Annotated in this window: 25 protein-coding genes and 7 tRNA genes; 21 read left to right on the top strand and 11 right to left on the bottom strand. The window is 70.3% G+C overall.

Going from position 1 to position 24,867, the window contains the following annotated elements; translation table 11 throughout:
- Positions 1-40: 40 nt before the first annotated feature.
- The 3 genes from cobA (at position 41) to OG496_RS14220 (ending at position 2,560) form a co-directional block, all read left to right on the top strand.
- A complete protein-coding gene (gene cobA / locus OG496_RS14230; protein WP_405971115.1) occupies positions 41-1,273 on the top strand; it encodes a uroporphyrinogen-III C-methyltransferase in 1,233 nt (410 codons plus the stop codon).
- Between the two features lie 64 nt (positions 1,274-1,337).
- Positions 1,338-2,156: an RNA methyltransferase gene (locus tag OG496_RS14225; protein WP_019059837.1), complete on the top strand. Its 819-nt coding sequence runs from the start codon at positions 1,338-1,340 to the stop codon at positions 2,154-2,156.
- A gap of 8 nt (positions 2,157-2,164) precedes the next feature.
- Positions 2,165-2,560: an NUDIX domain-containing protein gene (locus OG496_RS14220; protein ID WP_405971114.1), complete on the top strand. Its 396-nt coding sequence runs from the start codon at positions 2,165-2,167 to the stop codon at positions 2,558-2,560.
- 237 nt (positions 2,561-2,797) lie between these two features.
- Here OG496_RS14220 and OG496_RS14215 read toward each other — a convergent pair whose 3' ends face one another.
- Positions 2,798-4,195, bottom strand: a complete 1,398-nt coding sequence (locus OG496_RS14215; protein ID WP_405971113.1) for a serine/threonine-protein kinase — start codon at positions 4,193-4,195, stop codon at positions 2,798-2,800.
- A gap of 196 nt (positions 4,196-4,391) precedes the next feature.
- Here OG496_RS14215 and OG496_RS14210 point away from each other — a divergent pair, with 196 nt between their 5' ends.
- From OG496_RS14210 to OG496_RS14195, 4 genes are all read left to right on the top strand, one after another.
- Positions 4,392-4,667: a hypothetical protein gene (locus OG496_RS14210; protein WP_033282228.1), complete on the top strand. Its 276-nt coding sequence runs from the start codon at positions 4,392-4,394 to the stop codon at positions 4,665-4,667.
- A 212-nt stretch (positions 4,668-4,879) separates the two neighbouring features.
- Positions 4,880-5,089 carry a hypothetical protein gene (locus OG496_RS14205; RefSeq protein WP_026178166.1) on the top strand — a complete coding sequence of 70 codons (210 nt, stop codon included), beginning with the start codon at positions 4,880-4,882 and terminating at the stop codon, positions 5,087-5,089.
- A 400-nt stretch (positions 5,090-5,489) separates the two neighbouring features.
- Positions 5,490-6,428, top strand: coding sequence for a phosphotransferase family protein (locus OG496_RS14200; RefSeq protein ID WP_405971112.1), 939 nt, complete (start codon positions 5,490-5,492; stop codon positions 6,426-6,428).
- Positions 6,429-6,508: 80 nt separating this feature from the next.
- Positions 6,509-6,811 carry a zf-TFIIB domain-containing protein gene (locus OG496_RS14195; protein ID WP_405971111.1) on the top strand — a complete coding sequence of 101 codons (303 nt, stop codon included), beginning with the start codon at positions 6,509-6,511 and terminating at the stop codon, positions 6,809-6,811.
- A 52-nt stretch (positions 6,812-6,863) separates the two neighbouring features.
- On the opposite strand, the gene OG496_RS14190 is transcribed toward OG496_RS14195, so the two are convergent.
- The 5 genes from OG496_RS14190 to OG496_RS14170 all read right to left on the bottom strand — a co-directional run bounded on the left by OG496_RS14190 (position 6,864) and on the right by OG496_RS14170 (position 7,320).
- Positions 6,864-6,935: transfer RNA gene (locus OG496_RS14190), tRNA-Val, on the bottom strand.
- 34 nt (positions 6,936-6,969) lie between these two features.
- Positions 6,970-7,041: transfer RNA gene (locus tag OG496_RS14185), tRNA-Val, on the bottom strand.
- A gap of 19 nt (positions 7,042-7,060) precedes the next feature.
- Positions 7,061-7,132, bottom strand: a tRNA-Val gene (locus OG496_RS14180).
- 1 nt (position 7,133) lies between these two features.
- A tRNA-Cys gene (locus OG496_RS14175) sits at positions 7,134-7,207 on the bottom strand.
- 40 nt (positions 7,208-7,247) lie between these two features.
- Positions 7,248-7,320, bottom strand: a tRNA-Gly gene (locus OG496_RS14170).
- Between the two features lie 179 nt (positions 7,321-7,499).
- Between OG496_RS14170 and OG496_RS14165 the strand changes: the two genes are divergently transcribed.
- The 3 genes from OG496_RS14165 to OG496_RS14155 are packed head-to-tail and all read left to right on the top strand — an operon-like array spanning position 7,500 to position 10,239.
- Positions 7,500-8,543: a chorismate-binding protein gene (locus tag OG496_RS14165; protein ID WP_405971110.1), complete on the top strand. Its 1,044-nt coding sequence runs from the start codon at positions 7,500-7,502 to the stop codon at positions 8,541-8,543.
- A complete protein-coding gene (locus OG496_RS14160; RefSeq protein ID WP_405971109.1) occupies positions 8,540-9,361 on the top strand; it encodes an aminotransferase class IV in 822 nt (273 codons plus the stop codon). Before OG496_RS14165 ends, OG496_RS14160 begins: the two co-directional genes overlap by 4 nt.
- 53 nt (positions 9,362-9,414) lie before the next feature.
- The gene (locus tag OG496_RS14155; RefSeq protein ID WP_405971108.1) at positions 9,415-10,239 is read left to right on the top strand and encodes a GNAT family N-acetyltransferase; all 825 of its coding nucleotides are present in this window, start codon (positions 9,415-9,417) and stop codon (positions 10,237-10,239) included.
- Positions 10,240-10,254: 15 nt separating this feature from the next.
- Here OG496_RS14155 and OG496_RS14150 read toward each other — a convergent pair whose 3' ends face one another.
- Positions 10,255-10,770 carry a DsbA family protein gene (locus OG496_RS14150; protein WP_405971107.1) on the bottom strand — a complete coding sequence of 172 codons (516 nt, stop codon included), beginning with the start codon at positions 10,768-10,770 and terminating at the stop codon, positions 10,255-10,257.
- A 328-nt stretch (positions 10,771-11,098) separates the two neighbouring features.
- Here OG496_RS14150 and OG496_RS14145 point away from each other — a divergent pair, with 328 nt between their 5' ends.
- Together OG496_RS14145 and OG496_RS14140 are read left to right on the top strand one after the other, a co-directional pair.
- Positions 11,099-11,548, top strand: coding sequence for a hypothetical protein (locus OG496_RS14145; protein WP_366495532.1), 450 nt, complete (start codon positions 11,099-11,101; stop codon positions 11,546-11,548).
- 169 nt (positions 11,549-11,717) lie between these two features.
- Complete coding sequence (locus OG496_RS14140) at positions 11,718-11,870, top strand: hypothetical protein (protein ID WP_019059824.1); 153 nt, start codon at positions 11,718-11,720, stop codon at positions 11,868-11,870.
- 70 nt (positions 11,871-11,940) lie between these two features.
- Here the strand turns inward: OG496_RS14140 and OG496_RS14135 are convergent, their stop codons facing one another.
- Together OG496_RS14135 and OG496_RS14130 are read right to left on the bottom strand one after the other, a co-directional pair.
- Positions 11,941-12,501 (bottom strand): CGNR zinc finger domain-containing protein, encoded by a 561-nt coding sequence (locus OG496_RS14135; RefSeq protein WP_366495531.1) that lies wholly within the window; start codon positions 12,499-12,501, stop codon positions 11,941-11,943.
- Between the two features lie 306 nt (positions 12,502-12,807).
- Positions 12,808-13,221 (bottom strand): SsgA family sporulation/cell division regulator, encoded by a 414-nt coding sequence (locus OG496_RS14130; RefSeq protein ID WP_004002642.1) that lies wholly within the window; start codon positions 13,219-13,221, stop codon positions 12,808-12,810.
- Positions 13,222-13,412: 191 nt separating this feature from the next.
- On the opposite strand from OG496_RS14130, the gene OG496_RS14125 reads away from it, so the two are divergent.
- The 7 genes from OG496_RS14125 to OG496_RS14095 all read left to right on the top strand — a co-directional run bounded on the left by OG496_RS14125 (position 13,413) and on the right by OG496_RS14095 (position 20,947).
- Positions 13,413-13,877, top strand: coding sequence for a TIGR02611 family protein (locus tag OG496_RS14125; protein ID WP_366495530.1), 465 nt, complete (start codon positions 13,413-13,415; stop codon positions 13,875-13,877).
- A 77-nt stretch (positions 13,878-13,954) separates the two neighbouring features.
- Positions 13,955-14,026: transfer RNA gene (locus OG496_RS14120), tRNA-Val, on the top strand.
- Between the two features lie 344 nt (positions 14,027-14,370).
- The gene (locus OG496_RS14115) at positions 14,371-15,657 is read left to right on the top strand and encodes an ABC transporter substrate-binding protein (RefSeq protein WP_405971106.1); all 1,287 of its coding nucleotides are present in this window, start codon (positions 14,371-14,373) and stop codon (positions 15,655-15,657) included.
- Positions 15,657-16,622 (top strand): carbohydrate ABC transporter permease, encoded by a 966-nt coding sequence (locus OG496_RS14110; RefSeq protein WP_405971105.1) that lies wholly within the window; start codon positions 15,657-15,659, stop codon positions 16,620-16,622. Before OG496_RS14115 ends, OG496_RS14110 begins: the two co-directional genes overlap by 1 nt.
- Complete coding sequence (locus OG496_RS14105; protein WP_366495527.1) at positions 16,619-17,506, top strand: carbohydrate ABC transporter permease; 888 nt, start codon at positions 16,619-16,621, stop codon at positions 17,504-17,506. Before OG496_RS14110 ends, OG496_RS14105 begins: the two co-directional genes overlap by 4 nt.
- A gap of 4 nt (positions 17,507-17,510) precedes the next feature.
- On the top strand, positions 17,511-18,101 hold the full coding sequence (locus OG496_RS14100; protein WP_405971104.1) for a hypothetical protein: 591 nt from the start codon (positions 17,511-17,513) through the stop codon (positions 18,099-18,101).
- Between the two features lie 110 nt (positions 18,102-18,211).
- A complete protein-coding gene (locus OG496_RS14095; protein WP_405971103.1) occupies positions 18,212-20,947 on the top strand; it encodes a Tat pathway signal sequence domain protein in 2,736 nt (911 codons plus the stop codon).
- Positions 20,948-20,954: 7 nt separating this feature from the next.
- Here the strand turns inward: OG496_RS14095 and OG496_RS14090 are convergent, their stop codons facing one another.
- Entirely contained in the window at positions 20,955-23,393 is a 2,439-nt protein-coding gene (locus OG496_RS14090; protein WP_405971102.1) for an SCO7613 C-terminal domain-containing membrane protein, read from the bottom strand.
- 65 nt (positions 23,394-23,458) lie between these two features.
- On the opposite strand from OG496_RS14090, the gene OG496_RS14085 reads away from it, so the two are divergent.
- Both OG496_RS14085 and OG496_RS14080 read left to right on the top strand, forming a co-directional pair.
- Entirely contained in the window at positions 23,459-23,905 is a 447-nt protein-coding gene (locus OG496_RS14085) for an SRPBCC family protein (protein WP_405971101.1), read from the top strand.
- Between the two features lie 53 nt (positions 23,906-23,958).
- Positions 23,959-24,030, top strand: a tRNA-Val gene (locus OG496_RS14080).
- A gap of 60 nt (positions 24,031-24,090) precedes the next feature.
- On the opposite strand, the gene OG496_RS14075 is transcribed toward OG496_RS14080, so the two are convergent.
- Positions 24,091-24,819: a 3'-5' exonuclease gene (locus tag OG496_RS14075; protein WP_405971100.1), complete on the bottom strand. Its 729-nt coding sequence runs from the start codon at positions 24,817-24,819 to the stop codon at positions 24,091-24,093.
- Between the last annotated feature and the right edge of the window lie 48 nt (positions 24,820-24,867).

Raw genomic sequence — 24,867 nt, 5'->3', positions numbered from 1 at the left:
GTAGCGCCCACCGCACGCCCGTCCGAGGAGCCGCACCCTCATGGCCGAAAACCCCGCCTACCCCGTAGGCCTCCGCCTCACCGGCCGCAGGGTCGTCGTCCTCGGCGGCGGCCAGGTCGCCCAGCGCCGCCTCCCCGCGCTGATCGCGGCGGGCGCGGACATCACCCTCGTGTCCCCCGAGGCGACCCCCTCCGTGGAGGCGATGGCGGACGCGGGCGAGATCACCTGGGAGCGCCGCCCGTACGCGGACGGCGACCTGGCGAACGCCTGGTACGCCCTGATCGCCACCACGGACCCGGAAGCGAACAACCGGGCCTCCACCGAGGCGGAGACGAACCGCGTCTGGTGCGTCCGCTCCGACGACGCCGACCAGGCCACCGCATGGACCCCGGCGACGGGCCACAGCGAGGGCGTGACGGTCGCCGTACTCACCACGGACGCCCGCGGCCGCGACCCCCGCCACACCGCCGCGATCCGCGACGCGGTCGTCGCGGGCCTGCGCGACGGCACCCTCGTCGCCCCCCACCACCGCACCCGCACCCCGGGCGTCGCCCTCGTCGGCGGCGGCCCCGGCGACCCGGACCTGATCACGGTCCGCGGCCGCCGCCTCCTCGCCGAGGCCGACGTAGTCATCGCCGACCGCCTCGGCCCCCGCGACCTCCTCGCCGAACTACCCCCGCACGTCGAGGTGATCGACGCGGCGAAGATCCCCTACGGCCGCTACATGGCCCAGGAGGCCATCAACAACGCCCTGATCGAACACGCCAAGCAGGGCAAGTCGGTCGTACGACTGAAGGGCGGCGACCCCTTCGTCTACGGCCGTGGCATGGAGGAGGTCCAGGCGCTCGCGGAGGCCGGCATCCCGTGCACGGTCGTGCCCGGCATCTCCAGCTCGATCTCGGTACCGGGCGCCGCGGGCATCCCGGTCACCCATCGAGGCGTCGCACACGAGTTCACGGTGGTCAGCGGCCATGTGGCCCCTGACGACGAGCGTTCCCTGGTGGACTGGCCATCGCTGGCCAAGCTGACCGGCACCCTCGTCGTCCTCATGGGCGTCGACAAGATCGGGAAGATCGCCGAAACCCTGATCGCGCATGGCAAGCCGTCCGACACCCCCGTCGCCCTGATCCAGGAGGGCACGACGGCCGCCCAGCGCCGGGTGGACGCGACCCTCGCGACGGTCGGCGAGACGGCACGCGCCGAGGACGTGAAGCCGCCGGCGGTGATCGTCATCGGCGCGGTGGTCACCGTAGGCCCGAAGGCAGTTGCGTAACCCCGGGTAACACAACCCGTTCCCAGCCGTTGGCACCACACCCAGGACAAGGCAGTATCACCCTGTGGCCGATCTCATCACCGTTGAGGATCCCGACGACCCGCGCCTGCGTGATTACACGGGCCTGACCGACGTAGAGCTGCGCCGCAAGCGTGAACCGGCCGAGGGCCTGTTCATCGCCGAGGGCGAGAAGGTCATCAGACGGGCCAAGGACGCGGGCTACGAGATGCGTTCGATGCTGCTGTCCGCGAAGTGGGTCGACGTCATGCGGGACGTCATCGACGAACTCCCGGCCCCCGTCTACGCGGTGAGCCCGGAACTCGCCGAACGCGTGACGGGCTACCACGTGCACAGGGGCGCGCTGGCCTCCATGCAGCGCAAACCCCTCCCCACAGCGGACGAACTCCTCCAGACCACGCGCAGGGTGGTGGTCATGGAGTCGGTGAACGACCACACCAACATCGGCGCGATCTTCCGCTCGGCGGCGGCGCTGGGCATGGACGCGGTCCTGCTGTCTCCCGACTGCGCGGACCCTCTGTACCGCCGCAGCGTGAAGGTCTCGATGGGCGCGGTCTTTTCGGTTCCCTACGCCCGCCTCGACAGCTGGCCCAAAGGCCTGGAGTCGGTCCGCGAGGCAGGCTTCACGCTCCTGGCGCTGACCCCCGACGAAAAGGCGAAGAGCCTGGACGAGGCGGCCCCGCACCGCATGGACCGGGTGGCCCTGATGCTGGGCGCGGAGGGCGACGGCCTGTCCACGCAAGCCCTGGTAGCCGCCGACGAATGGGTCCGCATCCCCATGGCCCACGGCGTCGACTCCCTCAACGTGGGCGCCGCGGCCGCGGTCGCCTTCTACGCGGTGGCCACCGGCCGCCCCGAACTCTAGGAGCCCGCTTGGCCCCGCGCGAGGCGATCGTCGCCGTCCTCCGACGAGCGGACCGGGTCCTGGTCATCCGCCGAGGCCCCGACTCGGCCCGCGCCGGCTACTGGGCACCCCTCAGCGGCAAACTCGAACCAGGCGAATCCCAGGAAGAGGCCCTGGTCAGAGAGGTCAAGGAGGAGGTGGGCCTCACGGTCTCCCCCCTCTCCAAGGTCTGGCAGTCCGACGCGGCCGACGGCACCTTCCGCCTCCACTGGTGGACCGCCACGGAAACAGGCAACGGCACGATCGTCCCCGACCCGGGCGAGGTCTCCGAGGTCCGCTGGGTGACCCCGACGGAGTTCCTGACGATGACTCCGGCGTTCGACGCGGACAGGGAGTTCTTCGAGCACGTGTTGCCGGGTCTGTAGGCACGAGACGTCCAGCGAGCTCGACGTCCGCCATGCAGTGCAGGTCGGCAGATCGAGCCCGTCCGGTACCTCTCAACACAGGCCCGCGTAATTCAGCCCGTCCGGCGTTTGAGGACGAGGCCGTTCAGGCCGATGGGGGTCTGGGGGCGCAGCCCCCAGGCGGGGCGGAAGGGGCGGCAGCCCCTGGGGATGGGACGGGTAGGGGCGGCGGGGGCGAAAACCACCACCGGCCCCCCACTACTCGCCGAACCCGTCCGACCCCGGACCATCCGCCCGCACGACACTCCCATGCCCCTGCCGCACACCATCTCCCGTACGCCCAAGCCCATGAGCCGGCCCCGAACACCCCTGAGCCACCGCGATCCCCAGCGCGACCAGCAACGTCACCACGACGAACACGAACAACCGCTGCCGAAGCAACCGCGGATTCGCAGGCCGCCGCCCGGTCCCCGTAGTCCGCGGCCCAGCCCGCCCGGCACCACTACGAGGCGCGGGCCGACTCCCACTACCGGACCGGGTGGTGTTACGCCCCGCCGGAGTAGGCCGAGGAGAACCCGGCCGGGACGGCACCCCACCGCCACGCGACGGCACCACACCCCCACCGCCACCCCCACGCGACGGACCACCGCCACCCCGGGACGGCGGAGCAGCACCACGAGGCGCCGGTGTCCCCTGAGGACCCTGAGGATTTTGCGGCCGCCGCTGACTCTGGGTGCGCTGCTGCTCCGGATAACTGTCGGTGAGCCGCCCGGTAGGCCGATCCGCCTCCGCGGCACGCGGCCCGGGCGGCCGCACATCAGCCATGCCCTGAGCCTCGCGAGCGGCGATCTCCTTGAGCCGCAGGGACAGTTGAAGCGTGCTGGGCCGCTCCTCGGGATCCTTCGCGAGGCACGCGCGGACGAGCGGCGCGAGCGCGTCCGGCACCCCGTGCAGCTGCGCCTCCTCGTGCACCACGCGGTACAGCATGACCTCGGAACTACCGTGCCCGAAGGGCGAGTCGGAGGTCGAGGCGTACGCGAGCGTGGCCCCGAGCGAGAACACATCCGTCGCGGGCGTGACGGCCGCCCCCCGCACCTGCTCGGGCGCGAGGAACCCGGGCGAACCCACGGCCGTACCGACATGCGTGAGCGTCGACGCACCGGTCGCCCAGGCGATACCGAAGTCGATGATCCGCGGACCCTTGGGGGAGAGGAGGATGTTCGACGGCTTGAGATCCCGGTGGACGACCCCGGCCTCGTGCACCGCGACGAGCCCCTCGGACAGGGCGGCCCCGATAGCGGCGACCTCGGCCGCTCCCAGCGCACCCTCGTCGGCGACCTTGTCGTGCAGGGAGGGCCCGGGCACGTACTGAGTGGCGAACCACGGCCGATCGGCGTCGAGGTCCGCGGCGACCAGCCGGGCAGTACATCCCCCGCGAATCCGCCGAGCGGCCGATACCTCGCGCGCGAACCGCGAACGGAACTCCTGGTCCTCCGCCAGATCCGGCCGGATGACCTTCAGCGCGACCCGCTGACCCTTGCGGTCGGAGCCCAGATAGACGACACCCATTCCGCCCGCGCCGAGCCGTCTGTGAAGCCTGAACGAGCCGACGACGCGCGGGTCCTCGCGCCTCAGGCGCATCATCGCCATGTTCATCCCCGCTGCCCGGTCCGTGTGACGAGCGACAGCTTACGTTTCCACGGGCGCCCGCGCGCAAAGGCCGCGCCCTCTCGGACCGACGGATTGTCAGTGCTGGGTGGGAAACTTGAAGGGTGGTCAGAGGCGTTGCGAGCAGCAGGACTTCACATCACCTCGGACCCCAACCAACCATCACAGAAGGGGGATTGAGCGCGTGAAGGGTGATCGCGTCGAGATAGTGGTGGACGCCGGCGACACAACACGTACCTACGAGGTGGTGGCGAGCAGGGCGGGCCGTCGGGTGGAGACGGCGGTACGACGAGGTGTCGTAGAAGTGAGCGAAGTCACCCGCAGTGGCTCCGTCGTCCGTACCGCCCGCTTCATGGCGACCAGAGTCCTCGCCCTGGTCGAGCAGCCGGTCCCGCGCGAGGACAGCTCAGAGAAAGCGGGGCACACCGGACTACCCCTCCGGGAAGACCCCGAGACGTAGGACCCGGTCTCCACCCAGGGGAGTAGTTCGCAGGTCATTGCTCATCCTCCGGGAGGCCCGCCAATCGGTACGAGGGCATGACGACCCGCACCCGCCGCACGCCTAGATTTGAGGTCAAGCGGCGGGTGCAGCACTCGTCCCCCGAGGTCAGACACCCGCCGCTGCCAACGACAACTGAGTTCGGTCAACGGAGCACGGTCAGGAGAGGGACCATGGCCCACACGGCACCGCGGGCATTGATCCGCGAAGAAGGACGCAAGGCGTACAACGCAGCGTTCCGCACCCGCCGCACGGGCCGTCGCCACCCACTGGTGGCGACCTTGATGGCACTTCCCCTGGCGGTCCTGCTCCTCGTCGTCTTCGACGGCTGGGAGACCGTGGCCACACAGGCGTCGTCCGTGGGAGTGATGCTGGGGCGCTGAGCGGCGACCCCAGGCCCGGAAGAGCGGTCCGGGCGGGGACATCAACCCATGAAACCCCGTGGGGACGGGGGTGCGGCGGACGGCAAAAAAAGCCGGCGCAGCTGGGGAGCTGCGCCGGCTTTGCTTTGCCCTTTTACGGATTCTTCTCGGCACCGGTCGGCGCTTTCAGCCCGTCCGGCGTTTGAGGACGAGGCCGTTCAGGCCGAAGGGGGTCTGGGGCGCAGCCCCAGGCGGGGTCGAAGGGGCGGCAGCCCCTGGGGATGGGACGGGTAGGGGCGGCGGGGGCGAAAACCCCAGGCCCACCCACCCGCACAGGCCGCCCGAACCCGCCGTAGAACCCCACCCCCGCACCACCCCGTACGCTCGCGACGAGACCCGTCGCCCGCCCCCAGGAAGCCCAGTGACCGCCACCCCCTTGCTCTCCGACCTCACCGCCCGAGCCAGGACCACGGCCCACGCGCGCACAGAACCCTGCCCCTGCGGAGCGACCACCACCCTCACCGACCGCCCCGACGGCACAGTCGTCCGCCACGAGGACACCGTCGCGAAGGCCCACGCCCCGCACACGGACCCCACCGACCTCACCGCCCGCCTCACCACGGCCGCCCGCCTCCCCGGCATCCTCCTGCCCCCGCTCGACCCCACCCCCGTCCACCTGCACGATCGCTGGGTGACCTGCTGGCCCTACGGCACCCCCGTAGACCCGGACGACCCGGACGCGGCCCCCTGGGAAGCGGCGGCCACCCTCCTCGCCCTCCTCCACCGCACCCCGCCCCCCACCCCGCTCCCACCCATGCGAGGCCCCCTCAAGGCGGCCCGCGCGATCACCCGGCTCCGCGAGGCGGGCCCCCACCCCGCAGCCGCCCCCGTCCTGCGCGCCTGGACGCGGCTCCCCGCCTGGGCCCGCGCGGAGGCATCCCAGCCCGACACCACCACCCTCTGCCATGGCGACCTGCACCTCGGCCAACTCGTCCGCCACCCGGCCCCCGACGGCCCCTGGCTGCTGATCGACGTCGACGACCTGGGCGTAGGAGTCCCCGGTTGGGATCTCGCCCGCCCCGCCGCCTGGTACGCCTGCGGTCTGCTCCCGCCCGACGAGTGGACCCGCTTCCTCACCGCGTACCGTGCGGCGGGCGGCCCGGCCGTCCCCGCGGACGGCGACCCCTGGCCCGCCCTGGACGTCCCGGCCCGGGCGCTCACCGTGCAGACCGCGGCCCTGGCGATCGTCAAGGCGGTCGCGGCGGACCGCCCGCTGGACGAGGTGGAGCGGGCGGTCGTGGACGCGTGTGACCGAATGGGTTCCGTACCGGCCGAGTTGGCGCCCGGATCCGCGAAGTAGGGTGCAACCGACCGGGGTCGGACGGAGTCTGTCCTGGGGAAACACGAAGAAGTACCAACGGGCGAGGAGTTGAGCCGAGCATGCAGTGTCCGAAGTGTCACGCGCAGATGCAGACGTACAACCGCAACGGTGTCCAGATCGAGCAGTGCAGCAACTGCCGGGGGATCTTCCTCGACTACGGCGAGTTGGAGGCGCTGACCCGCGTGGAGTCGCAGTGGCAGCAGCCCGCCCCGCCGCCCCCGGGCCCGCAGGCCTACCCCGCCCCGTCCGCGCCCGCCTGGGGCGCCCCGCACGGCGGCGGTCACGGCGGCGGTGGCCATTACGGCGGTCACGGCAGCCACCACCGCCACAAGAGCTTCGGCCACATGCTGTTCTCCAGCTGACCGGCACACGGAGAAGCCCCCGGACGCGGTGAGCGCCGGGGGCTTCGGTGTGTGGACGATACTGGGATTGAACCAGTGACCTCTTCCGTGTCAGGGAAGCGCTCTCCCGCTGAGCTAATCGTCCTCGGGACCACGATCCGGGGATCATGGGCGGTGCGTGCGCGATACTGGGATTGAACCAGTGACCTCTTCCGTGTCAGGGAAGCGCTCTCCCGCTGAGCTAATCGCGCGGGGATCCTTGCGGACCAGTGGACGATACTGGGATTGAACCAGTGACCTCTTCCGTGTCAGGGAAGCGCTCTCCCGCTGAGCTAATCGTCCTTGGAGGTGGAGACGGGATTTGAACCCGTGTAGACGGCTTTGCAGGCCGTTGCCTCGCCTCTCGGCCACTCCACCAGGAGCGTAGGGGTTCGGGAAGATCCCCCACTTTCCTGCGAGCGGACGACCAGGTTCGAACTGGCGACCTCAACCTTGGCAAGGTTGCGCTCTACCAACTGAGCTACGTCCGCTTGTCGTTTCCGCTCGGCTTGCGCGTCGCGGCGACGAGTTGAACTCTAGCGGATTCCGGGGCCAGCACAAAAACGCGTTTGTGCAGCGTGCTGGCCTGCGACTACGGGAACGCATGGTCAGGGCACCCGCGGTGACATGGCCGGGCAACCTGTGAGACACCCGCCATAGACTCGACGGCGTGTCCCGCCTCACCCCTCTCGCCCGTTTCGGCGGCCGTGTCGCCACCGGTCTCCTCGATGTCACCAGCGACCCCGCGGCCCTGGACTCCACCGGCTTCTGGTCGGTCGCGGCCGACTTCGAGGGCCGTCTGACCTGCGCGCGCTTCCGCGACGTACGGCACGAACCGGTCCCGGCGCCCGCCCCCGGCGCCTGGCACGGCCCCGCGACCGAGGCCTGGACCTCCTCCCTCGACCGCGCCGCCTACACCGCCGGCGTCCGCCGCATCCGGGACCACATCGCGGCCGGCGAGGTCTACCAGGCGAACCTGTGCCGCGTCCTGTCCGCGCCCGTCGCCTCCGACGCCGACGTGGACGCCCTCACCGCCCTGCTCGCACGCGGCAACCCGGCGCCGTACGCAGGAACGATCCGGCTGCCCGAGCATGGCGTGGAGACAGCCACCGCCTCACCCGAACTCTTCCTCCGCCGCACCGGCCGGGTCGTCGAGTCGGGCCCGATCAAGGGCACCGGGCGGACGGAGGCGGACCTGCTGCAGAAGGACTACGCCGAGAACGTGATGATCGTGGACCTGGTCCGCAACGACCTCGGCCGCGTCTGCGCCACGGGGACCGTGACCGTGCCGGACCTGTGCGTCGTCGAGAAGCACCCCGGCCTGGTCCACCTCGTGTCGACGGTGCGGGGTGAGCTGCCCGCGGACGCCGGTTGGCCGGAGCTGCTGGCCGCCACCTTTCCGCCCGGGAGTGTCACCGGCGCGCCCAAGTCCAGTGCCCTGCGCATCATCGACGCCCTGGAGACCGCGCCCCGGGGCCCCTACTGCGGAGGCATCGGCTGGGTCGACGCGGACCGGGGGACAGGCGAACTGGCCGTAGGAATCCGCACCTTCTGGATCGACCGCGCCGACGGCATGCTGCGCTTCGGCACCGGCGCGGGCATCACCTGGGGCTCGGACCCCGAGGGGGAGTGGCGGGAGACCGAGCTGAAGGCGTCACGGCTGCTCGCGATAGCGTCGGGCGCGTACGAGGTGAGCGGAGAGGCTCTTTCATGAAGATCTGGCTCGACGGCGGGCTGCAGGACATCGAGTCCGCCCGTGTCTCCGTCTTCGACCACGGACTGACCGTGGGCGACGGCATTTTCGAGACGGTGAAGGCGACGGACGGCAAGACGTTCGCGCTGACCCGCCATCTCGACCGGCTGACCCGTTCCGCGCGCGGCCTCGGGCTGCCCGACCCCGACCTGGACGAGGTCCGCCGCGGCTGCGCGGCCGTCCTCGACGCCAACCCGCTGTCGTTCGGCCGGCTCCGCATCACGTACACCGGCGGCCACGGCCCCCTCGGCTCCGACCGCGGCGAGCACGGCCCGACCCTCGTGGTCGCCCTCGGCGAGGCGAGCCGCCGCCCCGACTCCACGGCCGCCGTCACGGTCCCCTGGACCCGCAACGAACGCGGCGCCCTCACCGGCCTCAAGACGACGTCGTACGCCGAGAACGTCGTCGCCCTCGCCCGCGCCCACCAACACGGCGCCTCCGAGGCCCTGTTCGCCAACACGGTCGGCCAACTCTGCGAGGGCACAGGGTCGAACGTCTTCGTCGTCCTGGACGGCGAGATCCACACCCCGCCGGTCACCTCCGGCTGTCTCGCCGGCATCACCCGCGCCCTGACCGTCGAATGGACCGGCGCCAAGGAGACCGACCTCCCGCTGGACGTCCTGGAACGCGCCGACGAGGTCTTCCTCACGTCGTCGCTGCGGGACGTACAGGCCGTTCACCTGGTGGACGAGCGTCAACTCCCGGGTACGGCAGGTCCGGTGACCGCCAAGGCCATGCGCGTGTTCGACGAGCGGTCGGGCGACGACCTTGATCCATAAAGGCCTCTTTTAAGAGGCTGACCCGGAGCTCTGAGTCGGGTAGAACACACCTGATGACCACGACCCTGCGGCCGACCGAGCCGCTTCAGCGCGAGGCCGACGGGACGCGTTCACGCCGCTACCAGGTGTGTGTGAACAGCCGTCCCGTCGGCGAGATACACCTCGGCACGAGTCCGTTCTTCGGCGACTCGGTGGCCCAGATCCTGGACCTGCGTATCGAAGAGCAGGACGGCCGACGCGGCCGGGGCACCGTGGCCGCGCTCGCCGCCGAGGAGGTGGTGCGGGGCTGGGGCTGCGAGCGGATCGAGGCATCCGTGCCCGCGGAGGCGGAGGTGGCCCTCAAGATGGCGGCCAACCTCGGCTACGTCGTCCGCAACCGCCACATGGAGAAGCCCCTCGGCGACATCGCGCCCGAACTGCCCGCGGGGAGCCGGTGTCGGCCCATGACCCAGGAGGAGTACGGCCCGTGGGAGAACCTCGGGACGGAGAACTTCATCCTGAGCTGGACCGAGCGCGGGGTGCCCGAGGCCGAGGCCCGGACCAGGGCTCTGCAGGGCAATGCCGATCTGCTGCCCGACGGACTCGCCACGGCGGACATGCTCTTCAGCGTCCTGGAGCACGGGGGCACCCCGGTGGGCACGCTCTGGACCGGCCCCCGCGACGGCAAGGCCTTCGTCTACGAGGTCGAGGCCGACGCGCGCCATCGGGGCAGGGGCCACGGCCGCACCCTGATGCTCCTGGCCGAGGCGCAGGGCATCGCGGCCGGTCTGCCGACCATCCGGCTGAACGTCTTCGCGGGCAACACCCCGGCCGAGCGGCTCTACGAGTCACTCGGCTACGAGCCGGTCACCTACCACCTGTACAAGAGCCTGCTCTGACACCGAGTACGAGGCTCACTCGCCCCCGGTGAGCAACCGGTCGGCGATCTCCTCGATGCGGGCGCGGAGCCCGTCCTGGCTCTTGCCGCCGTCGAGAAGTTCGCCGCCGATCACGTACGTCGGGGTGCTGGTGACGCCGATGGCCTTGCCCTCGGCCTGGTCGGCGTCGACGATCAGGATGTGCCGGCCGTCGATCAGGGCGGTGTCGAACTCCTCGGCGTCCAGACCGAGTTCACCGGCCACCTCGACCAGGAAGGGTTCTCCCTTGCGGTCCAGCTCCGCGACCCGGCCGAGCACGGCCTCGACGTAGTCCCAGCCCCGCCCCTGTTCCACGGCTTCCTCGGCGGCCTGCGCGGCGGCGAACGCGTGCTTGTGCTTCTCCAGCGGGAAGTGCCGCAGCCGCACCTCCAGCCGGTCGCCGTAGCGGGCCCGCAGGGCGCGTACATCGTCCAGGGCGGTGTCGCAGTCCGGGCACTGGAGCTCGCACCAGACGTCGAGGACGGGGGTGCGCACGGAGGGGAGGTCACTCATGAGCCCAGTCTCCCAGCCCCGGCCGCGCCGCCCCAACCGGGACCACGGGCCGCACTCGTACGACGCCGACCGGCACCTGGGGAGGATGCGACCCGGAGATGTCCCTGATGTCCTCCCGGGGCATGGCCTCCCGGGGACCGGACGGTGCAGGATGGAAGGGACGAAAGTGCGCGCTGCCCGGTCGACCGCACGCTGCCCGACCCGAAACGTGCCCGACCGGCGCCTGTGCGGACTGGACGTGCCCGGCACGCACCCGCGTGACGGGAGCGTGCCCGACCGGACCGGGCGCGACCGAGATCTGCAGACCGAACGATGCCTGGAGGACCGGATGATTGCCGAGACCGTCTGTTCCGCCGTCTCCGCGGCCGGCCTGGGCATCGCGGCGGTCACGGCGTACCGCAAGCGTTTTCTCTCCGCCGCCCGTATCGCCGCCTATTCGCTGGTGCCGGTCGGCCTGGTGATGACCGGGGTCGTCGGCTGGGCGGCCGACACCGCGTTCAGTCCTACGGCCTGGGCGGGTTTCGTGGTGCTGGGCGGTGCCTGGCTGCTCTTCACGGGCACGCGTGCCGTGGAGCGCCGTCGTGGCGGTGGCGGCACCCGCAAGGAACGCAAGGCGGCCCGAGCCTCAGCCCAGTCGGACGCGGTGGCTCCGGCGGCCTCCGCCCCCTCCCTGGGTCCGGCCAAGCGCCCGGCGACCCGGCCCGCGGCAGCGCCCCGCGCGCAGAGCGGGGACGACTTCAGCGACATCGAGGCCATCCTGAAGAAGCACGGCATATGACGGTCGGACGGGACCGCGACTGAAACGACACAGAGTGAGCCAGGTCCGCCGGTAAGCGTTCAGGAGTCGTCGCGACTCGAAACGGACATCACGGAATCCGGCGAACTCCCTCTCATAACGGGCGTGTTGATCGCGCCGGAGGCCTCCGCTACGTCATCATCGCGGCGAGATGCTGGACACGACACAGAGCGACGCCGCGCCGCCGAAGGACGAGCCGCGCGGGTGCCTTTTCGCCCTTTCCCAGCCACCGCTGATGATCTTCCTAGCGGTGATCGGGTGTCTGCTGCTCATGGCCTCGCTGCACGACCTGCTGATGCTGTGAGCCGTACTCGTGGTCCCCGACGTCACCCGCCGGGGGCCACGAACTCATCGAGCCCTTCAAGCCGGGCGGGTCAGCCCGCCGCTTCCTTGCGCCGTGCCCGGTACGCGGCCACGTGCAGCCTGTTCCCGCAGGTCCGGCTGTCGCAGTACCTGCGGGAGCGGTTCCGGGAGAGGTCGACGAAGGCGCGCCGGCAGTCCGGGGCCTCGCAGCGGCGCAGCCGCTCCTCCTCGCCGGCCACCACGAAGAACGCGAGCGCCATCCCGCAGTCGGCGGCGAGATGGTCGGCGACCGACGCGCCCGGCGCGAAGTAGTGCACGTGCCAGTCGTAGCCGTCGTGGTCCGTGAGCCGGGGTGTGGTGCCCGCGGCGGCGACCAGGTCGTTGATCAGCCCGGCGGCGGTCCGGGGATCCGGGGCCGAGAAGACCGCGGTGAACCGGCCGCGGATCTTGCGCACGGCGGAGAGGTCGAACTCCGACAGCACCCCGACATCGCTGATCTCGTGGTTTCGTACGAATTCCGCGAGCAGCGCGACATCCTGCAGTCCGTCCGGCGCCGCGGCGTCCTCCGGTGCGGTGTTCACCAGATCGACCACGGTGTCGAGGGCACACCGGGTGTCGTGGGTGATCAGCACGTTTCGCTCCCTGGCCTGGGGGTCGGGCGGGCGCCCGCCGATGCTGGCCGATGGTAGTGGCTTCCCGGAGGGCGGCCCGCTGTCTCTAAGAACGGGACCGTGCCCCTCGCGGTTCCCCGGACCGGGGAGAGCCGCGCGGACGGCGGACCGCGGGGGAGTCGCCGGGGTCCGGGTCGGCACGCGCACCGGCGCCGCCCCCGCGACGAATCGCGGCGACGGCGCCGGTGTGTGCCCTATGCGGTTGTCTGGGCCCGAGCCGTCTCCCCGAGTTCGGACGGCGCCGGGCGGCTTGGTTGGGACCTCGCTCTAGCTCTCCGCCAGGATGTGCGACAGCTCCTGATCCAGGTCGAAGTGCCGGTGCTCCGTGCCAGGTGGCACGGCGGCGTCCGTCCGCTTCAGGAAGGACTCCAGAGCCCGCGCGGGAGCCTCCAGCAGGGCTTCGCCCTCGGGAGAGCTCAGCGCGATGCAGACGACGCCCTGACCGTGACTACGGGATGGCCAGACACGGACGTCGCCGGTGCCGGTGGGCCGGTGGAGGCCCTCCGCGAGAAGGTCGCGGGCGAACACCCACTCGACGGTCTCCTCGGCTCCGGTGTGGAAGGTGGCGTGCACGGCGTAGGGGTCGGCCGTGTCGTACCGCAGGCCTGCGGGGACAGGCAGGGATGACTCGCTCGACACAACGAGGCGCAGGTGCAGCTCGCAGCTGACCGTGGTGTTCATAAGCGCCAGGGCCTTTCGCTCAGTGTGCGCTCGGGGATTCGCACGTCGGCGAAATCGACATGCCACCTACGGTGCCGTTGTAAACCCCTCTGAGTGTTTTGCGTGCCTTTACGTAACTCTTCCGGCCGAGGGCTCGATCGCTCCGTGGGGCCATTCCGGTGACTGGTTTCCCTCGGGTAGGGTTTGTCCGTATGAATACGGGGAGTGACGAGCCGGGTGAGGTTGTCGTGGCGTCCGACGGGGCGGCCGGCGAGACGCGGGCGGACGGGGCGCGGGACGGGCAAGGGCTCGGTTCCAAGGCGCCTGAATTCATCAAGGCCCGCCGTGCGCTGCATCTGAGCTGGCAGGTCGGCGTCTTCGTCATCGGCCTCGCGGTCGTCGTCGCCGGCATCATCATGCTGCCGCTGCCGGGACCCGGCTGGGTCGTGATCTTCGGCGGCATGGCGATCTGGGCGACCGAGTTCGTCTGGGCCCAGCTGGTGCTCCGCTGGACGAAGCGCAAGGTGACCGAGGCGGCACAGCGCGCGCTCGACCCCGCCGTACGCCGCCGCAACATCGTCCTGACCTCGATCGGCCTGGTCATCGTGGTCGCTCTTGTCGGTGTCTACGTCTGGAAGTTCGGCGTCGTGATGCCCTGGAAGATCAAGGACCAGTGACCCGCTGACGGCCTCCGGGGGCCTTCCGGCGCTGGTCGGGGCACCCGCTGACATGGGGTAATGTTCTCCGTGCGCCCGGGCGATTAGCTCAGTGGGAGAGCGCTTCGTTCACACCGAAGAGGTCACTGGTTCGAACCCAGTATCGCCCACCCGGACCGACGGCCCGCCTGTGATCACACAGGCGGGCCGTCGTCGTTCAGTCACCGGACCGCGTCGTCAACTCCCCACCGCGCAGGCGTTTTCCGGCCGCCCGGCGGCCGGGCACGGCAGGCCGCTTCCTGTTCGGCCGACCGGCCACGCGCGCCTCACCTGCGGTATCCGTCCCGTCGCTCCCGCAACGCGCCCGGCGGCGCCGTCGTAGCACTCAGCCGGTCCACAAGAAATTCCTGTCCGAATCATTGACGCACCCCGAGGGCCTCCGTACCTTGTGCCAGCAAGCGCTTACTTGAAACGATTCATGCAGGTGGCAACGACGCTACGGGGAGGGCCCATCATGGGAACCGGCACGAATGTGGAGAGGCGTACGGTCCTGAAGGCCGGCGGGGTCTCGGCGGTCACGCTGGGGCTGGCGGCGACGGGGTGCGGCGGGAACGACGGCACGTCCGCGGACGGGAATGTGACGATCCGTTACTCGTGGTGGGGTGCCGAGGAGCGGGCGAAAAAGATCAATCAGTCCATCGCGCTCTTCGAGAAGAAGTATCCGAAGATCAAGGTGAAGACGGACTTTCAGGACTATCCCTCTTTCTGGGAGAAGTTCCAGACGCAGGCCGCGGGCGGAAATCCACCGGACGTATTCCAGAACGCCGTGGGATTTCTTCGGAAGTACGACAAGAGAGGCATCCTGCTCGATCTCAGGTCACAGATCGACGCGGGGAATCTGAGCCTGGATCACTTCCGCGCGGGCGTCGTGAAGGTCGGCGAGGTCGACGGCAAGCAGCTCGGTGTTCCGGTCGGTTCGAACACCATGGCGCTGGTCATCGACAAGAAGGTCTACGCGAAGGCGGGTGTCGACCCCGCCGCGGGCTGGACCTGGGACGAGTACTTCAAGGCCCTCAAGACGATCCACGACAGGACCGGAGTCCCCGGGGACACGGGCTACTTCAGCATCATGTACCTGTACGACCTCTACCTCCGGCAGAACGGCAAGGCGTTCTTCACCAAGGACGGACTCGGTTTCGAGGAGTCGGATCTGACGGATTGGTGGACGGACGGATACGGCCGGGTGAAGGCCGGGATCGTCACCTCCCCGAAGGTCGTCGCCCAGGACACCCCCAAGTCCTCGCTCTCGGCCGGACACGGCGCCTCGGAATTCACCTGGGACAACTTCACCGTCCGCTACACGGCGGAGGGCGCCAGCGACTACGGCCTCGCGCCGATCCCCACCACCGACGGCAAGGACACCGGCCAGTACCTCGCGTCCCTGATGCTCAGCGGCTCCGCGCGCACCAAGCACCCGAAGGAGGTCGCCCAGTTCATCGACTTCATGGTCCACGACCCCGCGGTCGGCAAGATCATGGGCTACGACCGGGGCATCCTCGCGACCACCGACCAGTACGACGCGTTCAAGCCGACCGACACCGTCCAGAAGGAGATCGCCCAGTACGAGGTGGACACCGCCAAGGCCGGTGTCCTCGGGACGATCACTCCGCACCCGTCCGGCGCCGACACCGCCGAGTCCGCCTTCCTGCGCATCGGCGGGGACATGGCGCTGGGCAAGACCAAGGTCGCCGACGCGGTGAAGCAGTTCTTCTCCGAGGCGCAGGCCGCCTTCTCCGCCTGATGGGAACCGCCGTGACGCTCGTCGACGCTCCGCCCGACACCCGGCAGACCCGCTCCGCCACCCCCGCCGCCAAGAAGCGGCGGGGGCGCCGCGAGAACCTCGCCGGCTACCTCTTCATGTCCCCGTGGATCGCCGGCTTCCTGCTGCTGACCGCCGGCCCCATGGTCGCCTCCCTCTACTTCGCGTTCACCGACTACAACCTCTTCGACAGCCCCAAGTGGATCGGCTTCGACAACTTCACCCGGATGTTCGACGACCCCCGGTGGCAGAAGTCGGTCGAGGTGACGGCGAAATACGTCGTCATCGGCACCCCGCTGAAACTGCTCCTCGCCCTCGGCGTCGCCATGCTGCTCGCCCAGAGCCGCCGCGGCCAGGCCCTCTACCGGGCCGCCTTCTACGCCCCCTCGCTCATCGGCGCGAGCGTCTCGATCGGCTTCGTCTGGCGGACGCTGTTCTCCGACGGCGCCGTGGTGGACCGTACGCAGTCGTTGTTCGGTTCCCATGTCGGCGGCTGGGTCGGTGACCCCGACTGGATCCTCTACTCCCTGGTCGCGCTCACCGTCTGGCAGTTCGGTGCGCCGATGGTCATCTTCCTCGCCGGGCTCAAGCAGGTGCCGAGGGAGTTGTACGAGGCCGCCGCGATGGACGGGGCCGGACCCTTCCGCCGGTTCTGGAACATCACGCTGCCGATGATCTCCCCGGTGCTGTTCTTCAACGTGCTGCTGGAGACCATCCATTCCTTCCAGATCTTCGGCTCCGCGTACGTCGTCTCCAACTCCCAGTGCGGACCGGCCGACGCCACCCTCGTCTACACCTGTTACCTCTACCAACAGGGCTTCAAGAACGCCCAGATGGGCTTCGCGTCCGCGATGGCGTGGATGCTGCTGCTCGCCGTGGCGCTCGTGACGGCCGTCCTCTTCTGGTCGCAGAAGAAGTGGGTGCACTACGAGGAGGACGCCCGATGAGCCGTTCGACGAGTGCCACCGCTGTCCCGAAGTCCCCGGGGCTGGGGCGCAAGCGCACCGGCTCGCTCGTCTGGCACGTCGGAGCGCTGGCCGTCCTCGCCGTCGTCCTCTACCCGGTCGTCTGGGTCATCGGCGCCTCGTTCAAGCCGAGCAAGGACGTCATCAACAGCCTGCAGCTTTTCCCCGGGCACCCGATCCTCGCCAACTTCAAGGGCCTGGCCAAGGGCATCGCCGACATCTCGATCTGGACCTTCTTCCAGAACTCCCTCTTCTACGCCCTCGGTTCGGTCGTCGGCATCCTCATCTCCTGCTCCCTGACGGCCTACGCCTTCGCCCGCATCCGGTTCGCCGGCCGCAACCTGCTCTTCTCGCTGATGATCGGCACGCTCCTGCTGCCGTACCACGTGCTGCTGATCCCGCAGTACGTGATGTTCCAGAAGCTCCAACTGGTCAACACCTACGTCCCGTTGCTGCTCGGCAAGTACCTGGCGACCGAGGCCTTCTTCGTCTTCCTCATGGTGCAGTTCATGCGCAACCTGCCGAAGGAACTGGACGAGGCCGCCCGGCTCGACGGCTGCGGGCACCTGCGCATCTACTGGTCGATCGTGCTGCCGCTGTGCCGGCCCGCGCTCATCACCAGCGCGATCTTCACCTTCATCAACGCCTGGAACGACTTCATGGGCCCGCTGATCTACCTCAACGAGCCCGGAAAATACACCGTTTCGCTGGGCCTGATGATGTTCCGCGACTCCGACGGCGTGGCCGCGAACTACGGCGGCATGATCGCCATGTCCCTCGTCGCGCTGCTGCCGGTGCTGCTGTTCTTCCTCGCCTTCCAGCGGTACCTGATCGACGGTATGGCGACCTCCGGACTGAAGGGCTGAGACGGTGGCCGAAGCACGCGTGAGGGCACGCAGGGAGTCGGTCTTCGCCGAGCGGTTCGGGGTGTTCGCCGAATGTCTGCTCACCGGGGTGTGGATCGCCGTCGCGTCGGCGGGAGTTGTCACGTATCCCGCCGCGTTCGCTGCCGGGGCACGGCACTTGAGGCGCCGCACCGGTCATGTGGGCGGTGGCTGGCGGGAGTTCGTCGCGGACTTCCGCGTGGCGGTGCGCGGCGGGTGGGTCGTCGGGGTTGCCGGGTGGGGCGTGGCGGCCGCCGTATGGGTGGACGTCCAGGCCGTGCGTGCCGGGCTGCCCGGTGGGCAACTCGTCGGTGCCGTCGGGGTGTTCGCGTTGCTCGGGATCGTCGTCGCCGGGATGCGCGCGGCGGCGGTGTGGGCGCCCGGGGAGACCTGGCGGGCGCTCCTCGCCGAGGCCGGTCGCCGTACGGTGCTCGACCCCGCCGGTTCCTTCCTGCTCGTGGGCGGGCTGGTCCTAGTCGGCTGTTCCGCCCTGCTCATCGCACCGCTGGCGGTCCCCGTGCTGGGGGCCGTCGCCGCGGCGACCGTCGCCGTGGAGGAGCGGTACCGGCGCCGCTGACGGGCGGTGCCCTCGCATCAGGTCGACGCGTTCCCGGCGTCGTACCTCTATCTGTCATGCCCCTGACCAGACGGACTTGAAGAAAGCTTCCCGCACGGAAAGGACAGGTCATGTCTCCCATTCCCCGCAGGTCCCTGCTCAAGGCGGCCGCCGTCGCAGGAGCCGCCGCGCAGTTCAGCTGGGCGCTGGGTGCGAAGGATGCCCAGGCCGCGCCGAGAGCCGCGGCGGCCGACGGCGACCCGGTGACCCTCGACTGGCTGGAGGACGGCGGTCTCGGCGCCGCGCCCGGTTCGACGGTCGGTGTGCCGTGGCCGATGGGCACCTACCAGGAGGACCAGACCTTCGCGCTGACGGACGCCGAGGGTACGGCCGTGCCGGTGCAGTCCTGGCCGATCGCCTACTGGCCCGACGGCTCCCTCAAGTGGACGGCCCACGCGGTGAGTTCGGGCTCCGGCAGGCTCACCCTCACCGCCGGGGACACGGCCGCCCCCGACAAGAAGGTCACCGTCGACAAGAGCGGCGGCACCATCGACGTGTCGACCGGGGTCATCACCGCGAAGATCGGCAAAAACGGCTCCACCATCGTCAAGTCGGTCACCCGGGGTGGCACGGAGATCGCGAAGAACGGCCGGCTCGTCCTCATCCGCCAGCCCGAGATCGAGGACGAGGACCAGGGCGCGGTGAAGACCGAGCGCTTCGACGGGGTGATCGGCGAGGTCACTGTCGAGCAGGACGGCCCGGTAAGGGCGGTGGTCCGCATCGATGGCAAACACCGTAAGGGCGGCCGGAGTTGGCTGCCGTTCTCGATCCGTCTCTACTTCTACGCGGGCGCCGACTCCTTCCGCATGGTGCACACGATCACCTTCGACGGCACGGTGGAACCGGGCAAGGCGAGCGGTGACTTCATCCGCGGGCTGGGAGTCCGCTTCACTGTGCCGATGCGGGACGCGGCCTACGACCGTCACATCCGCATCGGCGGCGAAGGAACCGGCCTGCTGCGCGAGGCAGTTCAGGGCATCACGGGGTTGCGCCGCGACCCGGGCGCGACCGTCCAGGCGGCCCAGTACGCGGGCCAGAAGCTCGCCGACCCGTCCACCTGGGACCAACGCGTCACGAGCCGCCTCCAGTACATCCCCAAGTGGGGCGACTACACCCTCTCCCAGCTCTCCGCCGACGGCTTCACCCTGCGCAAGCGCACCACGAAGGGCCACGGCTGGATCCCCGCCGGCGGTGGCGGACACGCCTCCGGATTCGGGTACGTCGGCGGGGCGAGCGGCGGATTCTCCTTCGGGCTGCGGGACTTCTGGGAGAAGTTCCCCGCGCAGCTCGACATCCGCGACGCCCACACCGACGAGGCCGAGGTCACCCTCTGGCTCTGGTCACCCGAGGCCCAGCCGATGGACCTGCGCTTCTACCACGACGGCATGGGCCAGGACACGTACGCCAAGCAGCTCGAAGGCCTCGAAATCACCTACGAGGACTACGAACCCGAATTCGGCACCCCCTACGGCATCGCCCGCACCTCCGAACTCCTCTTCTGGGCCAACGAGTCGACGCCGACGCCGGAGGCCCTCGCCCAACAGGTGGGCGCCGTCAGGGTGTTGCCCCAACTCGCCGCCCCACCACAGCAGTTGATCAAGTCCAAGGTCTTCGGCCCCGGCCTCTACTCCGAGCCCGACCGCTCCACCACCGCCAAGGCGAAGATCGAGGACCACCTCGACTTCCTCTTCACCTACTACAAGGACCAGGTGGCGCAACGCCGTTGGTACGGCTTCTGGGACTACGGCGACTTCATGCACTCCTACGACACCGTGCGCCACCAGTGGCGGTACGACATCGGTGGCTACGCCTGGGACAACTCCGAGCTGTCGCCCGACATCTGGCTCTGGTTCGCGTACATCCGCTCGGGCCGCTCGGACATCTTCCGCTTCGCCGAGGCGCTCACCCGGCACACCGGCGAGGTCGACGTCTACCACCTCGGACAGTGGGCCGGCCTGGGCACCCGGCACGGCGTCCAGCACTACGCCGATAGCGCCAAGCAGCAGCGCATCGCCAACACCACCTACCGGCGCTACTACTACTTCCTCACCGCCGACGAACGCGTCGGCGACCTCATGGCGGCGAACGTCGACTCCGACGAGACGTTCCTCGTCCTCGACCCGATCCGCAAGATCCGCACCGCGCCGTACACCCCCGACCGGCACGCCCTGTCGATCGGATTCGGCACGGACTGGAGCGGGTTGGTGTCGGCGTGGCTGACCGAGTGGGAGCGCAGGGGCCCCAAGTGGGAGAAGGCGAAGGCGCGCGTCCTGTCGACGATGGAGACAATCGCCGCTCAGCCCAACGGATTTGTGCAGGGGAGCGGTCTGTACGACCTCGACACCGGCAAGTTCGCCGTCGCCTCCGCACCCGTCGTCTCCGTCTCGCACCTCTCGGCCGTCTTCGGCCTCAACGAGCTCTGCGCGGAGCTGATTCACCTCGTCGACATGCCCAAGTTCAAGGAGGTGTACATGGATTACTGCCGTTACTTCAACGCCTCCAAGACGGAACAGGCGGCACGCTACGGCTCCAACTTCGGCACCCTGCTGCTCTTCCAGGGCCACTCACGCCTCGACGCCTATGCCGCCGTACAACTCGGTGACGCGACACTCGCCAAGCGGGCGTGGACCAAGTTCTACGGCTCCGACGGCTACATGGAGTCGTCCCCGTGGAAGACGGAGCCGTTGACCGGCCCGATCACGCTCGTCCCGGGCGGCGAGGCCGCATGGGTGTCCTCGAACGACACCGCGCTGTACGGCCTCGCCGCCATCGAGAACCTGGCGCTGCTCGGCGACAAGATGCCCTAGTTCAGGGCTAGTTCATCTTCCCCAGCACCTCCCGCACCCGCCGCGCGTCCCGGATCCGCTGCTCGTACGTCGCGCCGAGCGCGAGCAGCAGGGCTCCGGCGAGGGCGGGAGGTGCCCAGCGGGGCAGGGCGCCGATGGCCTGGGCGAGGTACGGGGCGAGTTCGTGCAGCGTGTCCAGCACGAGGGTGGCGCCGCCGAGGACGAGCGGTGCCTGGAGGCGGTGCCGCGCGCCGACCAGTGTGACCAGCAGTGCGGCCGTGCCCAGCAGCAGCGGGCGCGTCCAGTGCGCGTCGGCCCAGGCCGCGAGGAGGCTCGGCGCGAGCGTGGCGGCGAGCCCGGGGCCGTACGCCGTCCAGGACGAGGCGTTCGGGTCGCGGCGCCTGCGCAACGCGCCCACCAGCAGCGCAGGGACGGTCACCGGCAGGGTGTACGCCTCGGGGCTGCCGACGTCCCACGCGGACAGCCGTACCCAGGTGGCGAGGACGAACAGGGCGGCGGCCGCGTAGCCGAAGCTCCTGCGCTCGGGCCGTAGCGCCGTGCCGGCCGCGATCACTCCGCAGAGGGCCAACACCAGGGCGAGCATGGGTGGTTCGGCCCCGGCGAGACCGATGGCGACCAGGCCTGAGGCGGCCCCCGTGATCTCGACGGCCGTCCTGGTGGCCGGGTCGCCGATACGCGCGGCGAGCAGCGCGGCGGTCGCCGGTACGGCGAGTACCAGCAGCGCGATGTGCTGCGGCTGCCAGTCGAGGGCGGCGCCCACGGCGCAGGCGAGGGCCGTGGCGTAGCCGAGCGAGGTGGCGGCGGTCGCCGGTGCGAGTCGGCCGCGTCGGGCGGCCACCGCGAACACGGCGGTCAGGGACACGAGTACGGCGAGTGTGGCCGACTCCGTGGCCAGGGACAGGGCGGCCAGGCTGAGGGAGGTGAGCAGGGCGAGGAGTGTCGCGGCGCGATGTGCGAGGGTGAGAAGGGCGATGATCGCGAGCCCCTGCGTCAACAGGCTGACGCTGTACGGAAGTTGGAGCGTGGTCGGGACGGTGATCGCCGTCGCCCAGGCCAGGGTCAGTGCGGCGGTCCGTGCCTGGGGCTGCCACTCGGCGTTGCGGACCGTGCGGGCCAGGACCGCCGCAACCGCCGCGAGTACCAGGGGAGTTGTGGTGGCATGCGCCGGCCAGAAGGCGCCCGTCGCCGCCGCGTCACGGGCGTCGCCCGGTACACCGGACCAGGCGTGCGACAACCACGCGGCCGGACCGAGCAGGGTGACCCCGACGACCGGCATCGTCCACAGCACTGCGCTCGCTTGTACGGCGCCGGAGGCCCAGCCGAGACCGTGACGTACGGGCTCGGGGAGCCGACCCCGTACGAGCGTCAACAGGGCGACCCCACACGCCAGATAGCCAGGAACCGTCCAGTCGGCAGGCAGTGACGCGCGCAGCATGCCACCGAGCGCGGCGACCAGGAACAGGCCGCCCGCCGCGGCCGTACTCGTCCTCAGTCCCCGGCCGGTCGCCAGCCACGCGGCGCCGAACGCGCCCGCCGCCGCGAGAGTGAAGAGCGCCGCCGCACGGGCGGCGGCGCCCGGACCGGTCGCGTCCAAAGAGAGCACGCCGGCCGCCAGCACGCCCCAGCCGCCCATGCCGAACGCCCCGCCTGCGGCGACGAGACGAACGGCCTTCGGGGAGACCCGGAGCGCGACAACCATGTCGGTCACGGCGGTCAGCAGCAGCGCGGCCGTGATCGTGTGCGGGCCCCCGCCGGCCGCGATCGCCCAGAGAAACAAGGGGAGTTGGGCGACAGTGAGCGCAGCGGGGAGGGGGAGGAGGAGAGCCGGTGGGGTGGATGGTGCGGTGCTCGGACCGGGGCGGGTGACGGTCGGGCCCGGGAGTGCTGCGAGTCCGATGCCGTACGCCGCCCAGACCGCTGTCAGCACCGTCGCCGCCGCTGCCGCGAAGGTCACGCCGTCCCCGTCCGGGAACGCGACTTCATGCAGCGCGTAGGCGTCCAGCACCGTCAGCACGAGACCGAGGCCCGCGAGCGACTCGGCCGTGGAGCGCAGGCCCCGCCGCAGCAGCACGACGGGTGCGCCGAGCGTCGCCAGGGTCACCGCGCCGAGCACCAGCGCCCGGCCGGCGATCCCGATGCTGCCCCAGCTGACCAGCGTGAACGCGATCGCGGCGAGGGTGAGCAGGGTGGCGCCGAGCAGGAGCAGCACGTTCTGCACGCTCGGTGCGGTGGCCTCCCGCCGGGGCGGTACGGCGGGCGGCGGCGACAGCACGGGTGCGGACCGGACCGGCTGGAGCACGGTCAGCAGCCAGGCTCGCCGGTGCAGCAACTGGGTCCGCCGGGCGTCCAGTTGGCGCAGCTCGGCGTCCAGGATCCCCAGCTCCACGGCCGGGGGCGGAATGTGCGTCATGACTCGGAGTGTGGCGCCCGTCACGTCGTACGACATGAGTACGCGTACTCAAACGCGCCTGGTGGCCGGGAGACGGGCCCGGGAGCGGGCAGACTCCCGCCATGGACTGGACCCGTTACCGCTTCCGTGCCCGGTGGTCCCTGCCCGCGCCGCCCGCCGTCGTGTACCCGTTCCTGGAACGGGCCGAGGACTATCCCCGCTGGTGGCCGCAGGTGCGCGCGGTCGAGCGGATCGACGACACGACCGGCGTCATCCGCATCCGCGCGAGCCTGCCGTACGTCCTGACCTTCACCGCGCGCGAAGTGCGGCGCGATCCGGTCGCCGGGGTGCTGGAGATCGCGATGACCGGTGACCTGGTGGGCTGGGCGCGCTGGACACTCACGGCCGACGGCCCCGGCACGCTCGCCCGCTACGACCAGGAGGTCGACCTGAACCGGCCGCTGCTCAGGTGGTTCGCCGTACCCGGGCGGCCGGTGTTCCGCCTCAACCACGCGTTGATGATGCGGGCCGGACGGCGCGGGCTCCTCGCACACCTGGCAGCGGCCTGACGGAAGCGGTTTGAAGGAAACCGGCGGGGGCCTGTATTGTTCGGTGCGTTCCCGGGCGATTAGCTCAGTGGGAGAGCGCTTCGTTCACACCGAAGAGGTCACTGGTTCGAACCCAGTATCGCCCACCGGGAAAGGCCGGTCCGCAGTAGCGGACCGGCTTTTTTGTGTGCCGACGTGCCGACCGCTTACGCGGCCTCCGCCGTCAGGCCTGGCCGCAGTGGCCACGACTGGTCCACCGACTCCGGTGTGCCGCTGCGCGCGAACCACGCCTGGAGGCCGCGGGCTTGGGCCGCGTGCCACGTCGACTGCAGGGTGTGCAGCTCGGCGGGGGACAGGCGTTCCAGCCGGGTCGCGAAGCGGCGGCCCAGGGCCCGTACGACCTCCAGGGACGCCAACGCGTCCGCGCCCGCGTCGTGCGCGCCCTCCAACTCGACGCCGTAGTGCGCGCACAGGTCGGTGAGGGTACGGCGGCCCTTGCGGTAGCGGTCCAGGTGTTTGTCGAGGACCCGGGGGTCCAGGACCTGCAGGGGCGTCGACTCGAACCACTGGTCCAGCGAGCACGCGCGGTGGCGGCGCAGTTCGCGGTCCAGCAGGGTCAGGTCGAACGGTGCGTTCATGACCACCAACGGGCGTCCCATCGCGGCCTGTTCGGCCAGCTCGTCGGCTATCTCGTGCATCACCGGCGCGGGCCAGCGGCCGTTGCGCTGAAGATGCTCATCCGTCAGTCCATGGATCGCCGTCGCCCCGGCGGGCACCGGCACCCCCGGGTTCACCAGCCACCGGGCCACCCGGGGACGGGTACCGGGGGCGTCCTGGACGACGACGGCGGCCGACACGATCCGGTCGGTCTCCACATCCACGCCCGTGGTCTCCGTGTCGAACGCGGCCAACGGGCCCTCGTACCAGCACGTCATACGTACACAACTCCTCGTTCACCCACGGCAGCTGACGTACCGTCTTCT

It is taken from the genome of Streptomyces sp. NBC_00988, assembly GCF_045162645.1.
Lineage (GTDB): Bacteria > Actinomycetota > Actinomycetes > Streptomycetales > Streptomycetaceae > Streptomyces.
Note: the sequence above shows the minus strand (reverse complement) of the source record. Positions and strands in the feature narration are given on the sequence as shown.

What these genes read in the sequence shown, in the direction of transcription:
- cobA (WP_405971115.1), top strand. Translation starts at nt 41, where the DNA reads ATGGCCGAAAACCCCGCCTACCCCGTAGGCCTCCGCCTCACCGGCCGC.
- OG496_RS14215 (WP_405971113.1), bottom strand. Translation starts at nt 4,195, where the DNA reads ATGAACATGGCGATGATGCGCCTGAGGCGCGAGGACCCGCGCGTCGTC.
- OG496_RS14205 (WP_026178166.1), top strand. Translation starts at nt 4,880, where the DNA reads ATGGCCCACACGGCACCGCGGGCATTGATCCGCGAAGAAGGACGCAAG.
- OG496_RS14195 (WP_405971111.1), top strand. Translation starts at nt 6,509, where the DNA reads ATGCAGTGTCCGAAGTGTCACGCGCAGATGCAGACGTACAACCGCAAC.
- OG496_RS14160 (WP_405971109.1), top strand. Translation starts at nt 8,540, where the DNA reads ATGAAGATCTGGCTCGACGGCGGGCTGCAGGACATCGAGTCCGCCCGT.
- OG496_RS14155 (WP_405971108.1), top strand. Translation starts at nt 9,415, where the DNA reads ATGACCACGACCCTGCGGCCGACCGAGCCGCTTCAGCGCGAGGCCGAC.
- OG496_RS14150 (WP_405971107.1), bottom strand. Translation starts at nt 10,770, where the DNA reads ATGAGTGACCTCCCCTCCGTGCGCACCCCCGTCCTCGACGTCTGGTGC.
- OG496_RS14145 (WP_366495532.1), top strand. Translation starts at nt 11,099, where the DNA reads ATGATTGCCGAGACCGTCTGTTCCGCCGTCTCCGCGGCCGGCCTGGGC.
- OG496_RS14140 (WP_019059824.1), top strand. Translation starts at nt 11,718, where the DNA reads ATGCTGGACACGACACAGAGCGACGCCGCGCCGCCGAAGGACGAGCCG.
- OG496_RS14130 (WP_004002642.1), bottom strand. Translation starts at nt 13,221, where the DNA reads ATGAACACCACGGTCAGCTGCGAGCTGCACCTGCGCCTCGTTGTGTCG.
- OG496_RS14125 (WP_366495530.1), top strand. Translation starts at nt 13,413, where the DNA reads ATGAATACGGGGAGTGACGAGCCGGGTGAGGTTGTCGTGGCGTCCGAC.
- OG496_RS14115 (WP_405971106.1), top strand. Translation starts at nt 14,371, where the DNA reads ATGGGAACCGGCACGAATGTGGAGAGGCGTACGGTCCTGAAGGCCGGC.
- OG496_RS14110 (WP_405971105.1), top strand. Translation starts at nt 15,657, where the DNA reads ATGGGAACCGCCGTGACGCTCGTCGACGCTCCGCCCGACACCCGGCAG.
- OG496_RS14105 (WP_366495527.1), top strand. Translation starts at nt 16,619, where the DNA reads ATGAGCCGTTCGACGAGTGCCACCGCTGTCCCGAAGTCCCCGGGGCTG.
- OG496_RS14095 (WP_405971103.1), top strand. Translation starts at nt 18,212, where the DNA reads ATGTCTCCCATTCCCCGCAGGTCCCTGCTCAAGGCGGCCGCCGTCGCA.
- OG496_RS14090 (WP_405971102.1), bottom strand. Translation starts at nt 23,393, where the DNA reads ATGTCGTACGACGTGACGGGCGCCACACTCCGAGTCATGACGCACATT.
- OG496_RS14085 (WP_405971101.1), top strand. Translation starts at nt 23,459, where the DNA reads ATGGACTGGACCCGTTACCGCTTCCGTGCCCGGTGGTCCCTGCCCGCG.
- OG496_RS14075 (WP_405971100.1), bottom strand. Translation starts at nt 24,819, where the DNA reads ATGACGTGCTGGTACGAGGGCCCGTTGGCCGCGTTCGACACGGAGACC.